This window comes from Delftia lacustris (assembly GCF_040267515.1).
Taxonomy (GTDB): Bacteria; Pseudomonadota; Gammaproteobacteria; order Burkholderiales; family Burkholderiaceae_C; genus Comamonas; species Comamonas tsuruhatensis.
The window spans coordinates 1,051,862-1,065,634 of record NZ_CP141274.1 but is presented as its reverse complement, the minus strand read 5'-3'; the positions used below and the strand labels follow the sequence as shown (position 1 = coordinate 1,065,634).

Sequence of the window (13,773 nt, the reverse complement as noted above, 5' to 3'; positions counted from 1 at the left end):
CGGCTTGAAGGAACTTGGGACAGCGCAGCCCGATCCAGAATCTTTGTACATTCCGCCCGCTATTGGTTCCATGGCCCACCCTACCCCGCCTTCCAGCTTCGCCCTGCGCGGCATCGCCCTGTTCGAGGGCCTGGGCAGCGCCAGCCTGGACCGCATCGCGGCCGACTGCGAATGGCGCCCGCTGCAGGCCCGCCAGCCCGTGTTCAGCCGCTGCTCCACGGGCAGCGACGTGTTCTTCCTGGTCAGCGGGCGCGTGCGCATCACCACCTATTCGCCGGGCGGGCGCGAGGTCAGCTTCCGCGACTACGGGCCCGGCGAGCACTTCGGCGACCTGGCGGCCATCGACGGCCAGGCCCGCTCCACCGATGTGGTCACCCTGGAATCCTCGCTGCTGGCCAGCCTCTCGCGCCAGGACTTCCTGGCCCTGCTGGCGCGCGAGCCTGCCATCGCCTTGCGCATGATGGAGGGCCTGGCCGGCCTGGTGCGCCGGCTGACCGACCGCGTCATGGAGCTGAGCACCCTGGGCGTGCCCACGCGCCTGCACAGGGAGCTGCTGCGCCTGGCCCGGGAGGCGGGCGTCTCGCCCGAGCACACGGCCCTCATCAGCCCCGTGCCTTCGCACTCGGTGCTGGCGAGCAAGATCAGCACCAACCGCGAGCAGGTCACGCGCGAGCTGGGAGCCCTCACCCGGCGCGGCCTGCTGCGCAAGGAGGGGCGCCAGGCGCTGCTGGTGACCGACGTGAACGCACTGCAGGCGCTGATAGCGCAGGAAAGCTAGGCGGGCTCCATTCGCCAGCCCTGCGGCGACCACACCAGGCGGTCGGTCAGCCCGATGGCCTGCAGAAAATCCTCGTCATGCGAGACCACAACCAGCGTGCCGGCGTAGCCGCGCAGCATGGCCTCCAGCGCCTGCAGGGAAGGCAGGTCCAGGTGGTTGCAGGGCTCGTCCAGCAGGAGCAGGGGCGCGGGCGGCTCGGCATGCAGCGCGCAGGCCAGGGCGGCCTTGAGCTGCTCGCCGCCGCTGAGCCGGCCCGCGGGCTGCTCCACCTGCCGGGCCGCCAGTCCGAGCCAGGCCAGGCGCGTGCGCAGCACATCCACGGGGGTGCCGGGGCAGGCGTCCTGCAACTGCTCCATCACCGTGCGCCCGGGCTGCAACAGGGACAGGCGCTGGTCCAGGTAGGCACAGGCCTGCATGCGGCGCACCTCGCCTGCCTGGGGCGCAAGGCGGCCTGACAGCACATCGAGCAGGCGCGTCTTGCCGCAGCCGTTGGGACCGGTCACGGCCAGACGCTGGCCGCCGTACAGAGACAGGTTCAGGCGCGGCCCCGTGGACAACGAAAACGGCAGCAGCACATCGTCCAGCAGCGCCACCACGTCGCAGGCAGCGCCTACCGGTGGCGGCGCCTGCAAGCGGATGCCGGCCTGCAGGTCGATCTGGCGCGCCGCCTCGCGCACGCGCTGGTCCAGCGCCTCGCGCATGTCCGCCTGCTGGCGGCGCAGGCGGCCGGCCGACACCTGGCTGCGCTCCTTTTGCCGGTCCAGCAGAATGCGCGCCTGGTTGGCCTCCTGGCCCTGGCGGCGGCCGCGCGCCTCGCGGCGCTGCTGGCGCTCCTGCTGCTCGCGCAGCTGCTGCGTTTCGCGGCGCCGCTCCAGCTTGCGCTGCTCCAGCAGTTGCACCGCCGAGGCCATCTCGCGTGCCTTGGCTTCGGCATAGAAGGCGTAGCCGCCGCCGTAGCTGCGAAGCCCCTGCGGCGACAGCTCCACTATGCGTTCCATGCCCTGCAGCAGACTGCGGTCATGGCTGACCACGACCAGGCCACCGGGCCAGCGCTGCAGCTGCGCGGCCAGGGCCTGGCGGCTTTCGCGGTCCAGGTGGTTGCTGGGCTCGTCCAGCACCAGGTGGTCGGCGCCCGACAGCAGCGCGCCCGCCAGGGCCGCGCGCATGGCCTCGCCGCCGCTGAGGGCGTGGCCCGGCGTATCGGCACGCAGATGGCCCAGGCCCGCCAGCTCCAGCTGGGCCTGCAGGCGCTGGCGCAGGTCCCAGCGGTCGGCCAGCAGCTCGAAGTCGCGGGGCTCGCAACTGCCGCCCTCGATGCGCGCCAGCGCCTCCAGCGCGGGCTGCAGCCCGGCCAGCGCCGCCACCGAAGGCTGGTCGTGCCAGTCCGTGCGCTGGGCCAGGTACAGCACCTGCCCCGAGCGCAGGCAGCGGCCCTGCGAGGGCGCATCCAGCCCGGCCAGGATGCGCGCCAGCCGCGACTTGCCCACGCCGTTGCGCCCCACCAGGCCGGTGCGGCGGTGGTCCAGGGTTTCGGAAAGATCGGAGAAAAGGGGGCTGCCATCGGGCAGCACGCAGGAAACGCCGTCGAGCGTGATCGTGGTATTCGTCATATCGCGGTTCATGGATGCCAACGCAGTTCCTTGCCGCTTTGCATGCATTGCGCATGCCGTGGGCAGGGTCGGGAAAAGCGGGCCGCTGGGATAGCGGCAGCATCAATGGCGCATGGGACGAATACCTCCTGCAATGGCGAACGAAGCCGCCATTATAGAAATCATGGGACGGACGTGCTGGCCGTGCCGAAGGGGGCGCCATCGGCGCCGTCGGGGCCAAGGGGGCCGGCATGCGCACCTGCGTTTGCACGCGGCGGCTCGGGTCCGGTGGGCCCGGCCTGCCGCGCGGGGGCTGCAGGCGCCGATGGCGCGCAAGGGTTCGAAGACTGTGCCGGCGGGCGGCCCTGAAAGCACAGGGCGTTGAGCGCGATCCAGAGGGGCATGGTTCAGGTTCCAGGGTCGGCAGCAGGCGGCGGCCGGCGCGCGCTGCCGCGCGGCCCGGCGATGCGCCGCTGCCATTCAAGGACGAAGACGAAGAAGACGGGCACGAAGAACACCGCCAGCACCGTGCCGCTGACCATGCCGCCGAACACGCCCGTGCCGATGGCGTGCTGGGTCTCGGCGCTGGCGCCTGATGCCAGCATCAGCGGCACCACGCCCAGCGCAAAGGCCAGCGAGGTCATGAGGATGGGCCGCAGCCGCAGGCGTGCGGCCTTGATGGCGGCCTCGCGCAGGTCCTGGCCTTCCTCGCGCAGCTGCTTGGCGAATTCCACGATCAGGATGGCGTTCTTGGCCGACAGGCCGATGATGGTGATCAGGCCCACCTTGAAGAACACGTCGTTGGGCATGCCGCGCAGCAGCACGGCCGCCACCGCGCCCAGCAGGCCCAGGGGCACGACCAGCATCACCGACAGCGGGATGGACCAGCTCTCGTAGAGCGCGGCCAGCACCAGGAAGACCACCAGCATGGACAGGGCCATGAGCAGGGGAGCCTGCGCGGCCGACTGGCGCTCCTGCAGCGACTGGCCGGTCCAGGCCACGGCAAAGCCGGGCGGCAGCTGGGCCACCAGCCGCTCCATCTCGGCCATGGCCGCGCCGCTGGAGGCGCCGGGCGCAGGCGTGCCCGAGATGCGCGACGCCAGGAAGCCCTGGTAGCGCACCAGCTGCAGCGGCGTCTCGGACCACACGGGCGTGGCGAACTCGGCCAGCGGCACCATGCCGCCCGCAGCGTTGCGCACGTTCAGCCGGAGCACATCATCGATCTGCATGCGCGCGGGCGCGTCGGCCTGCACGATGACCTGCTGCATGCGTCCGGCGTTGGGGAAGTCGTTGACGTACAGCGAGCCCATGGCCGTGGACAGCGTCTCGCTGATGGCGGCAAAGCCCACGCCCAGGGCCTGGGCCTTCTGGCGGTCGATCTCCAGCCGCACGCTGGTGCCCGAAGGCAGGCTGTCCTGGTAGGCCGAGCCCAGCACGCTGCTGCTGCCGGCCAGCGCCAGCAACTGGTCGGTGGCCGACTTGAGCGCGGCATGGCCCTGGCCCGTGCGGTCCTGCAGGTACATGGTGAAGCCCGAGGAAGTGCCCAGCTCGTCGATGGCCGGGGGCTGCAGCACCATGATGGCGCCCTCGGGCGCGTGTTCCATGGCCTTTTGCGCGAGCGAGACTTCCTCGCCGGCCGTGGCGCCGTTGCGCTGGTCCCAGTCCTTGAGCGTGGTGAAGGCCATGGCCGCGTTCGGGCCCGAGCCCGCGAAGCTGAAGCCCAGCACCGAGATGCTGGAGGCGATGCCGGGGCGCTGCGCCACATGCTCCTCATAGCGCTTGACCACGTCCAGCGTGCGCTCGGCCGTGGCATCGGCCGGCAGCTGGATGGAGGTCATGAAGTAGCCCTGGTCTTCCTCGGGCAGGAAGGCCGAGGGCAGCTGGCGCAGCGCAAACACCAGGATGGCCACGATGGCCGCGAACAGCAGCATCATGCGGCCCGTGCGCCGCACCAGGCCCGTGACATGGGCCTCGTAGCGGTTCGTCAGCCGCTCGAAGCCGCGGTTGAACCAGCCGAAGAAGCCTTTCTTCTCATGGTGGCCTGCCGCCACCGGCTTGAGCAAGGTGGCGCACAGCGCCGGCGTCAGGCTCAGGGCCAGGAAGGCCGAGAACAGGATGGACACGGCCATGGACAGCGTGAACTGCTGGTAGATCACGCCCACCGAGCCGCTGGCGAACGCCATGGGAATGAACACCGCCGTCAGCACCAGGGTGATGCCGATGATGGCGCCCGTGATCTCCTTCATGGCCTTGAGCGTGGCATCGCGCGGCGACAGGCCATCCTCGGCCATGAGGCGCTCCACGTTCTCGACCACGACGATGGCGTCGTCCACGATGATGCCGATGGCCAGCACCATGCCGAACATGGTCAGCACGTTGATGGAAAAGCCCGCCACCAGCATCACGGCGAAGGTGCCCAGCAGCGCCACGGGCGCCACGATGGCCGGGATCAGCGTGTAGCGCAGGTTCTGCAGGAACAGGTACATCACCAGGAAGACCAGCACCATGGCCTCGACCAGGGTCTGCACCACCTTCTCGATGGAGATCTTGACGAAGGGCGCGGTGTTGAACGAGATGGTGTGCTGCATGCCCTGCGGCAGGATGGAGGCCAGCTCGGCCATGCGCTTTTGCACGGCGGCGGCCGTGCGCACGGCATTGGCACCCGGCGACAGCTGCACGGCGGCGCTGGTGGCGGGCTTGCCGTCCTCGCGGTTGGAGAAGGCATAGGACTGCGCGCCCAGCTCCACGCGCGCCACGTCGCCCAGCACCAGGCGGGAGCCGTCGGCATGGGCGCGCAGCACGATGGCCGCGAACTGCGCGGGCGAGGTCAGCTGGCCCTGCACCGTCAGCGGCGTGGTCACGCGCTGGCCCGGCGCGGTCGGCGCATCGCCCACGCGGCCCGGGGCGATCTGCATGTTCTGCTGCTGTATGGCCTGGGTGAGGTCGCCCATGGACAGCCCGTAGGAAATCAGCTTGGCCGGATCGACCCAGACGCGCATGGCCTGCTCGGTACCGAACAGCTGCACGCGGCCCACGCCCTCGATGCGACGCAGCTCCTCCACGATGTTGCGCGCCATGTAGTCATTGAGTGCCAGCTCGTCGAACTCGCCGCCCGGCGAGATCAGGCCCACCAGCAGCAGAAAGCTCGACGTGGCCGACTCCACCTGCAGCCCGTTCTGGCGCACGGCCTGCGGCAGGCGCGGCTCCACGGCCTTGATGCGGTTTTGCACATCCACCTGGGCCAGCTCCGGGTTGGTGCCGGGCTTGAAGGTGGCCTTGATCTCGGCCGAGCCCGAGGTGTCCACCGAGGACTCGAAGTACAGCAGGTGGCGGACGCTGGACAGCTCGCGCTCGATCAGCGAGACCACGGAATCATTGAGCGTCTTGGGCGTGGCGCCCGGGTAGGTGGCATACAGGCTCACCGTGGGCGGCGCCACCGTGGGATAGCGCGATATCGGCAATTGCGGGATGGCGAGCACGCCCAGCAGCACGATGAACAGCGCGATGACCCAGGCAAAGACGGGCCGGTGAATGAAGAACTGTGGCATGGACGCGAGGTCTGGTTTTCAATGCGCGCCAGGGCGCGCTGCGGAAAAAATACGGCGCCTGGCGCCGAATCATCTGAGGGGCCATCCGGATGCAAATCCAGATTGCCAGGAGGCATGGGGATGAAGGAAACTCCTGCCGGTGCGGCTTCGGCCTGCGGCGTGTTGCCGCAAGGGCCATTCACTCAGGGAGCCGCTGCAAAAGCTGACCGCTCCACCCGCTCATACGGCACTGCCGCTGTGACTTCATATTCATCGCTTTGTTTCGCATGCCGGCCAATGGCGGCGGCACAGGGAAACAGCTTGCGTTCTTTCGATGGCATTTCGGCCCGGGAAATGTGGAAGAACGATGGAGATGAACACAGCCGCCGCCGCGACCCAAAATGGCTTCTATCATTGCCCAGCCCTTGCCTTTCCAGCCATCGACATCGCTCATCCTCGTTGCCGAGGACGAGCCCGAGATCGCAGACATCCTGTGCGCCTACCTGGCCCGCAGCGACCTGCGCACCGTCCATGCCGCCGATGGCCAGCAGGCCCTTGAACTGCACCACCACTTGAAACCCGATCTCGTTCTTCTCGACGTGCAGATGCCACGCCTCGACGGCTGGCAGGTGCTGTCCGAAATCCGCCGGCGCGGCGACACGCCCGTCATCATGCTCACCGCCCTCAACCAGGACGTGGACAAGCTCATCGGCCTGCGCATTGGCGCGGACGACTACGTGGGCAAGCCTTTCAATGCGGCCGAGGTCGTGGCGCGCGTGCAGGCCGTGCTGCGCCGCTGCGGCCAGGGCCGGCTCCGCGATACCAAGCTGCTGCAGGCCGGCCCCTTTCGCGTGGATCTGGACAGCCGCGAGGTCAGCGTGCAGGTGCAGGGCGCCACGCATGTGCCCGAACTCACCGTGACCGAATTCAACCTGCTGGCCAGCCTGGTGCGTTCGCCCCGGCGCGTGTTCAGCCGCGCCGAGCTGCTGCTCAGTTGCCTGCCCGAAGGCCACACGCTGGAACGCACCGTGGACAGCCACATCAGCAAGCTGCGCAAGAAGCTCGAAGGCCTGGGCCTGCAGGGCATGCCCGACAGCGTGCGCAGCGTGGGCTACCGGCTGGGGATGGATCCATGAGCGCAGTGCCGGGCCTGCGCCGGCAGGTGGTGCTGACCATGTCGGCCGTCACGCTGGCCGTGGTCGTGCTGTGCGTGCTGGGTTCGTACGCCTTCTATGCACTGCTGCTGACCTTTCACCCGGCCAGCGTCTCCGACGGCTGGATGCCCTCCAGCGTGGAGCTGGCCTGGGTGCTGCTGACCCTGGTCATCGCCCTGCTGATCGCCATCTTCGTGGCCACGCGGCTGTCGCGGCGCATCCTGCCCTCGCTGGACTCGGTGGCCATCAGCCTGCGCCAGCTGGCCCAGGGCGACCTCTCGGCGCGCGCGCACACCGACGACAGCGCGCTGCACGAGGCCGCCCAGCTGGTGCACGACTTCAACAGCCTGGCCCAGCGCCTGGAAGGCATGGCGCAGGAGCGCGCCTTCTGGAGCGCGGCCATCGCCCATGAGCTGCGCACGCCCGTGACCATCCTCAGCGGACGGCTGCAAGGCCTGTCCGACGGCGTCTTCCTGCCCAGCAAGGACATGCTGGCCAGCCTGATGACCCAGGTCGAGGGGCTGACGCGCCTGATCGACGATCTGCGCCTGCTGGGCCTGCAGGACAACGGCCACCTGCATCTGGAGCTGCGCCAGACCTGCCTGGCCGGCGAGGTGCGATCGGTGACCCTGGCCGTGGGGCCGGCGCTGGAGCAGGCGGGCCTGCAACTGGCGCTGGAGCTGGACGAGCAGCCCGTGGTCTGCGACCCCGTGCGCATACGCCAGGCCCTGCTGGCCCTGCTGGAGAACGCCATGCTGTATGCGCAGCCCGGCCCCCTGCTGGTGGCGGCCCGGGTGCGCCAGGGCCTGTGCACCGTGCGCGTGGAAGACAGCGGCCCCGGCGTGGCGGCGGACCTTGCGCCGCGCATCTTCGACGCCTTCCAGCGCGGCGAAGGCGCCCGCAGCCGCAAAAACGCCGGCGTGGGGGCCAGCAAGGGCAGCGGACTGGGCCTGGCCGTGGTCCAGGCCATTGCCCAGGCCCATGGCGGGCGGGCGCAATGCCTGCCGGGCGAGCGCGGCGGCGCGCTGTTCGAGCTGAGCTGGCCGGCCTGACCTCGTCAGAGCCGCAGATCAGCCTGCGAAATCATCGGCCCGCACATGGCGTGCGTCCCAGGCAGCGGCCAGCGCTGCAGCCCGGCCCAGGCGCACGCGGCCTGATTCGAAGTCAACGATGCCTGCCTCCTGCGCCGCCGCAGGCCGCGCGGGCCGCTCGCGCGTGCGGCCGTCGGTGAGCAGCCACAGCCAGCCCTGGCAGGAGGCCTCTGCGCCGCAATGGCGCTGCAGCAACTGGCCCGCCTGCTCCACGGCCGCCTGCAGCGGCGTGCCGCCGCCCCCGCCGATGGGCGCGATCCAGTCGTCATTCCAGGCCGCAGCCTTGCGCGGCGGCAGGCGCAATTCCACGCGCGTGCCCGCAAAGCAGATCAGCGCCACCTGCTCGCGGCGGCGGTAGGCCTCTTCCATCAGCGACAGCAGCACGCCCTTGGCCCGCGCCAGTGCGCCGCTGGCGGCCATGGAGGCCGAGCAATCGAGCACAAAGCAATGCAGCCGCGTGGCCTGCGGCGGCTCGCGGCGGCGCTGCAGATGTTCGGGCGCCAGCGCCTGGGCGCCGCGCGCGGCCAGCGTGCGCGGCCAGTCCCAGCTGCCGGTAGGCGGCCCGCCTTGCGCCTGGGCCAGCCGGGGCTGGCCGGCCGCCTGCTGGCCCGCCCTCGCATCCCTTGCCTGTGGCGCGGGGCCGCGAGGGCTCAGGCTTTTTTTGCGGCGGGCGCTCCGGGCTTTGCGGCCTCGCGGGCCAGCAACGAAGGCACGGCGACACGCAGCAGGCCCACGGGCTCGGGCGGCATGGCGCCCCAGTCGGACTCGGAGGGTTGGCTGCCGCTTTCGCCGTTGGCCGTGGCCTGGGCAGGCGGCCGGCTTTGTGCCGGCGACTGCGAAGGCGGATTCGATGGCGCCTGCTGTGGGGATGGCTGCTGCGGCTGTGGCTGCTGCGGCTGCGGCGCCCCCGGCTTGCGGCGGTGCACCAGCACCAGCTCGGCCACGGCCTGCACATGGTCGGGCGTGACCTCGGCATCGCCCAGCCAGGCGGCCCAGGCGCGTGCAGCACGCAGCAGCACCAGGTCGGCGCGCAGGCCGTCCACCTGGGCGGCAATGCACAGCGCGCCTGCGGCCTGCAGCACCGCGTCGGACCAGGGCAGCGCGCCGGCCGGCTGCAGGCGCTCGCGTGCCGTGCGCAGCTGCGCGGCCAGCGCGGCCTGGGCGTCTGCATGGCGGGCGCGGAAGGCTGCGGGGTCGGCATCGAACAGCAGCCGCGCGCGCACGATGGCCTGGCGCTGGGCCGCATCCTGCACATTGGCCAGGCGCACGCACAGGCCCAGGCGGTCCAGCAACTGCGGGCGCAGCTGGCCTTCCTCGGGGTTCATGGTGCCCACCAGCACGAAGCGCGCCACGTGGCGGTGCGAGATGCCGTCGCGCTCGACCACGTTGACGCCGCTGGCGGCGGCATCCAGCAGCACATCGACCAGGGCATCGGGCAGCAGGTTGATCTCGTCCACATAGAGCACGCCGCCATGGGCGCGCGCCAGCAGGCCGGGCGCGAACTTGAGTGCATGGCCGGCCATGGCCTGGCCCAGGTCCAGCGAGCCGGCCAGATGCTCCAGCGAGGCGCCCAGCGGCAGCGTGACGAAGGGCGCGGCATCGATGAGCTCGGCCAGCGCGCGCGCGGCCGTGGACTTGGCCGTGCCGCGCGGCCCCTCGATCAGCACGCCGCCCAGTTGCGGGTCGATGGCGGCCAGCAGCAGCGCCTGGCACAGCAGGGGCTGGCCCGCGATGGCGGCAAAGGGAAACAGCGGCGGCAGCGCGGGCTGGGCGCCGCTGCCCAGGTCAGGGGAGGCGGTCATCCGCGCAGTCCTTCGAGGTGGTTTTCATGTTCCAGCAGCAGGTCTTCCAGCTGCTGGCGATAGTCGCCGGGCTGCTCCCACAGGCCGCGCTGCATGGCTTCGAGCAGGCGCTCCAGCATGTCGCGCAGGGCCTGCGGATTGTGCTGCACGAGAAAGTCGCGCGTGGCCGCGTCCAGCACATAGGCGTCGGCCACCAGGGCGTACTGGTGGTCGCCCACCTGCTGCGTGGTGGCGTCGAAGCCGAAGAGATAGTCCACCGTGGCCGCCATCTCGAAGGCCCCCTTGTAGCCATGGCGTTTGGCGCCGTCCATCCACTTGGGATTGGTGACGCGCGAGCGCACCACGCGCGCAATCTCCTCCTTGAGCGAGCGCACGCGCGGCTGGGCCGGGTTGGCATGGTCGCCGTGGTAGAGCGCGGGCTGGCGGCCCGAGAGGTGGCGCACGGCAGAGGCCATGCCGCCCTGGAACTGGAAGTAGTCGCCCGAGTCGAGGATGTCGTGCTCGCGACTGTCCTGGTTGTGGGCCACCACGTCGAGCTCGCCCAGGCGGCGGCGCAGCGCATCGCCTGCGGGCACGCCCTCGGCGTCCTGGCCGTAGGCATGCTGGCTCCAGCCCAGGTAGGCCTGGGCCAGGTCGGCATCGCCCTGCCAGTCGCCGCTCTGGAACAGTCCGCCCAGGCCCGATCCATAGTGGCCGGGCGGCGCACCGAACACGCGCCAGCCGGCCTGCAGGCGGGCCTGCACGGCGTCCATGCCCTGCGCCTGCAGCTGCTCGGCCTCGGCCAGGATGCGCGCGCGTATGGGGTTGTCCTCGGCGTCCTCGTCCAGCGCGGCCACGGCCTGCACGGCCGCGTCGAACATCTGCACGGCGCCGGGGAAGGCATCGCGGAAGAAGCCCGAGATGCGCAGCGTCACATCCACGCGCGGCCGGCCCATGCCCACGCGCGGCACCACCTCGAAGTCCACCACGCGCTGGCTGCCGGGCGCCCATTTGGGGCGCACCCCGATCAGCGCAAAGGCCTGGGCGATGTCATCGCCGCCCGTGCGCATGGTGGCCGTGCCCCAGACCGACAGGCCCAGGGTGCGCGGGTACTCGCCATGCTCCTGCAGATAGCGCTCCAGCAGCCTGAGCGTGGCCTGCTGGCCCAGCTCCCAGGCGGCCTGGGTGGGAATGGCGCGCGTGTCCAGCGTGTAGAAATTGCGCCCCGTGGGCAGCACGTCGGGCCGCCCGCGCGAGGGCGATCCGCTGGGCCCGGGCGGCACGAAGCGGCCCTGCAGGCCGCGCAGCAGCTGGCGCAGTTCCTCGCCGCCGCAGGCATCCAGCGCGGGCGCCAGCACGGCATGCACCTGTTCCAGTGCGGCGCGTGTCTGCGGCCAGTCCCCGGCCGGGGCCTCACCTTCCAGCAACTGCTGCGCCAGCAGCTCCAGGCGCTCGCGCGTGTCTCCCTCATGGCGCCAGGGCTCGTCGCTCACGGCCTGCAGGGCGGCGGGGCGCGCGCCGGTCCAGGGGCGTGCAGGCTCCATGCGCAGCGGGTCGAACCCGGGGCTGTCCAGCAGGTCGGCGGCCAGCGCCTGTATCAGGCCCTGGCCTTCGTCCGACGGGAAGCGCGCCAGCGCCAGCAGCGTGTCGCGGCGCTGGCGCCCCTGCGGCGACGCACCGAAGACATGCAGGCCATCGCGGATCTGGGTTTCCTTGAGCTCGCACAGGTAGGCGTCTATGCGTTCGAGCACGGCATCGTCGTCCTGCGCGGCACCGGGCGCCAGGTCCAGCTCCTGGTCCAGGTGCTGGCGGCGCACGATGTCCAGGATCTGGCGGCGCAGCAGCGCGCCACGCCGCGCATCGACCAGCAACGCGTCGTAGTACTCATCCACCAGGCGCTCCAGGTCCTGCAGCGGGCCGTGGTTTTCGGCGCGCGTCAGCGGCGGCATCAGGTGGTCGATGATCACGGCCTGGCTGCGGCGCTTGGCCTGGGCGCCTTCGCCGGGATCGTTGACGATGAAGGGGTACAGGTGCGGCAGCGGGCCCAGGACGGCATCGGGCCAGCACGCGCCCGACAGCGCCAGGCTCTTGCCCGGCAGCCATTCGAGGTTGCCATGCTTGCCCACGTGGACCATGGCGTCCACGGCAAAGCGGTCGCGCAGCCAGAAGTAGAAGGCCAGGTAGCTGTGGGGCGGCACCAGTTCGGCATCGTGGTAGCTCGCATAGTCCTGCGCGCCCATGCCTTTACCGACCAATGCACGCGCCGGCTGTATGCCGACAAAGACATGGCCCAGGCGCAGGCCCGCGATCATGAAGCGGCCCTGGCGCAGCAGCGGGTCGGCCTCGGGCGCGCCCCAGCGCGCCGTGATGGCGTCGGCCATGCCGTCCGGCAGCGCGGCCAGGCGCGCCAGGTACTCGTCCAGCGCATAGCTTTGCCAGGCCGGGCGCAGCGGCCACTGGGCCGGGTCGTTGGCAATGCCCTGCTGCAGGGTGTGCATCAGCGCCTCGCCATCGGCGGGCAGCTGCGCGGGGTCGCCCAGCTCGTGTCCTTCGGCAGCCAGGTGCTGCAGGATGGCGATCACCGAGGCTGGCGTATCCAGCCCCACGCCGCTGCCGATGCGGCCTTCGCTGCCCGGATAGTTGGCCAGCACCAGGGCCAGGCGCTTGTCGCGCGCGGGCAGGCTGCGCAGGCGGCACCAGCGCCAGGCCAGGTCGGCCACGAAGTCCACGCGGTCGGGCTCGGGCTGGTAGGCCACCACGTCGGCCTGGGTGAAGGCGCAGCGGTGGGACAGGCCCTTGAAGCTGATGGCGCGCGTGATGATGCGGCCATCCATCTCGGGCAGCACCACCTGCATGGCGATGTCGCGCGGGCGCAGGCCCTGGCTGTCGGCCCACCAGTCCTCGCGGTTGCCGCCGCTGGCAATGACTTGCAGCACGGGCGCATCGCCGGCCAGGGCCGTGCCCGATTCCAGCGCCGAGAACGCCGTGGTGTTGAGCACCAGCTGCACGGCATGGTCTTCGCAGAGCTGGCGCAGCGTGGCCAGGCACAGCGGGTCCTTGAGCGAGTCCAGCGCCACGGGCAGCGGGTTCATGCCGCGCTGCTGCAGCGACAGGGCCATGGCGTCGAAGGCCGCCGTATTGCCCGCCAGCAGGTGGGAGCGGTAGAACACCAGGGCCACGGTGGGCGCGCCCGGCGTCCAGGCGCGCTGCAGGTCGTCGATGCCGGCCACGTCATGGGCCTGGACCTGGGCATGGCTCCGGGCAGCGAAGAGCGCCGGGGGAACGTGGACAGCCGCCTGCGGCAGGGTGCGCGGCGGCAGCGGCGCATCGCCCCGGTCCAGCCCGTGGTAGACGGTGGCCTTGATGAATTCGCGCGCATTGGCCGCGCCGCCCGAGCGCAGGTACTGCCACAGCTGGCGGCAGGCGGCGGCCGGCAGCGTGCTGCGCGCCAGCAGGTGCGGGTCTTCCTGCAGGTCACCCGAGAACATGGCCAGGCGCTGCCCCTTGCGGCGCGCCAGAGAGCCGATCTGCTCGATGCCGTAGGGCCAGGCCGATTCCGAGCCCAGGTGGTCCACGATGACCACGCGCGCATGGCGCAGCACCTCGTCCACATACAGGTCCAGCGAGGCCGGCTGGCGCAGGTACAGCAGATTGGCCAGCCGCACCGAGGGAAAGTCCGCCGACGCCCCGGCCAGCGCGGCCACGGCCGAGGACAGCAGGGCCAGCGTGGTGTCGGCCGAGCTCAGGATGACGATGTCGGCCGGCGTCTGGTCGAGGCGGGTGACGATGCTCTCATCCTCGACGAAGCCGCCGGGGCGCGTGGACAGCAGGTGCATGGAACAGGTTTCAGTAC

Annotated in this window: 8 protein-coding genes; 3 read left to right on the top strand and 5 right to left on the bottom strand. The window is 70.9% G+C overall.

Annotated features, from left to right (window positions below):
- Positions 1-70: 70 nt before the first annotated feature.
- On the top strand, positions 71-778 hold the full coding sequence (locus U6958_RS06340) for a Crp/Fnr family transcriptional regulator (RefSeq protein WP_074923801.1): 708 nt from the start codon (positions 71-73) through the stop codon (positions 776-778).
- Here U6958_RS06340 and U6958_RS06335 read toward each other — a convergent pair.
- Positions 775-2,400, bottom strand: coding sequence for an ABC-F family ATP-binding cassette domain-containing protein (locus tag U6958_RS06335; protein ID WP_074923763.1), 1,626 nt, complete (start codon positions 2,398-2,400; stop codon positions 775-777). The two genes, U6958_RS06340 and U6958_RS06335, sit on opposite strands and share 4 nt — an antisense overlap.
- Before the next feature lie 374 nt (positions 2,401-2,774).
- Complete coding sequence (locus U6958_RS06330; protein WP_074923764.1) at positions 2,775-5,915, bottom strand: efflux RND transporter permease subunit; 3,141 nt, start codon at positions 5,913-5,915, stop codon at positions 2,775-2,777.
- A gap of 380 nt (positions 5,916-6,295) precedes the next feature.
- Here U6958_RS06330 and U6958_RS06325 point away from each other — a divergent pair, with 380 nt between their 5' ends.
- Together U6958_RS06325 and U6958_RS06320 are read left to right on the top strand one after the other, a co-directional pair.
- On the top strand, positions 6,296-7,030 hold the full coding sequence (locus U6958_RS06325; protein WP_016448779.1) for a response regulator: 735 nt from the start codon (positions 6,296-6,298) through the stop codon (positions 7,028-7,030).
- Positions 7,027-8,100 carry an ATP-binding protein gene (locus U6958_RS06320; protein ID WP_016448780.1) on the top strand — a complete coding sequence of 358 codons (1,074 nt, stop codon included), beginning with the start codon at positions 7,027-7,029 and terminating at the stop codon, positions 8,098-8,100. The genes U6958_RS06325 and U6958_RS06320 overlap by 4 nt, the downstream gene beginning before the upstream one ends.
- An 18-nt stretch (positions 8,101-8,118) precedes the next feature.
- Here the strand turns inward: U6958_RS06320 and U6958_RS06315 are convergent, their stop codons facing one another.
- From U6958_RS06315 to cobN, 3 genes are all read right to left on the bottom strand, one after another.
- Positions 8,119-8,580, bottom strand: a complete 462-nt coding sequence (locus U6958_RS06315) for a VWA domain-containing protein (protein ID WP_084027467.1) — start codon at positions 8,578-8,580, stop codon at positions 8,119-8,121.
- 209 nt (positions 8,581-8,789) lie between these two features.
- A complete protein-coding gene (locus tag U6958_RS06310; protein ID WP_074923765.1) occupies positions 8,790-9,941 on the bottom strand; it encodes an ATP-binding protein in 1,152 nt (383 codons plus the stop codon).
- Positions 9,938-13,756, bottom strand: coding sequence for a cobaltochelatase subunit CobN (cobN, locus tag U6958_RS06305; protein ID WP_074923766.1), 3,819 nt, complete (start codon positions 13,754-13,756; stop codon positions 9,938-9,940). Before cobN ends, U6958_RS06310 begins: the two co-directional genes overlap by 4 nt.
- Positions 13,757-13,773 lie beyond the last annotated feature (17 nt).

Coding starts and splice junctions, on each gene's coding strand:
- U6958_RS06340 (WP_074923801.1), top strand. CDS start 71: ATGGCCCACCCTACCCCGCCTTCCAGCTTCGCCCTGCGCGGCATCGCC.
- U6958_RS06335 (WP_074923763.1), bottom strand. CDS start 2,400: ATGAACCGCGATATGACGAATACCACGATCACGCTCGACGGCGTTTCC.
- U6958_RS06330 (WP_074923764.1), bottom strand. CDS start 5,915: ATGCCACAGTTCTTCATTCACCGGCCCGTCTTTGCCTGGGTCATCGCG.
- U6958_RS06325 (WP_016448779.1), top strand. CDS start 6,296: ATGGCTTCTATCATTGCCCAGCCCTTGCCTTTCCAGCCATCGACATCG.
- U6958_RS06320 (WP_016448780.1), top strand. CDS start 7,027: ATGAGCGCAGTGCCGGGCCTGCGCCGGCAGGTGGTGCTGACCATGTCG.
- U6958_RS06310 (WP_074923765.1), bottom strand. CDS start 9,941: ATGACCGCCTCCCCTGACCTGGGCAGCGGCGCCCAGCCCGCGCTGCCG.
- cobN (WP_074923766.1), bottom strand. CDS start 13,756: ATGCACCTGCTGTCCACGCGCCCCGGCGGCTTCGTCGAGGATGAGAGC.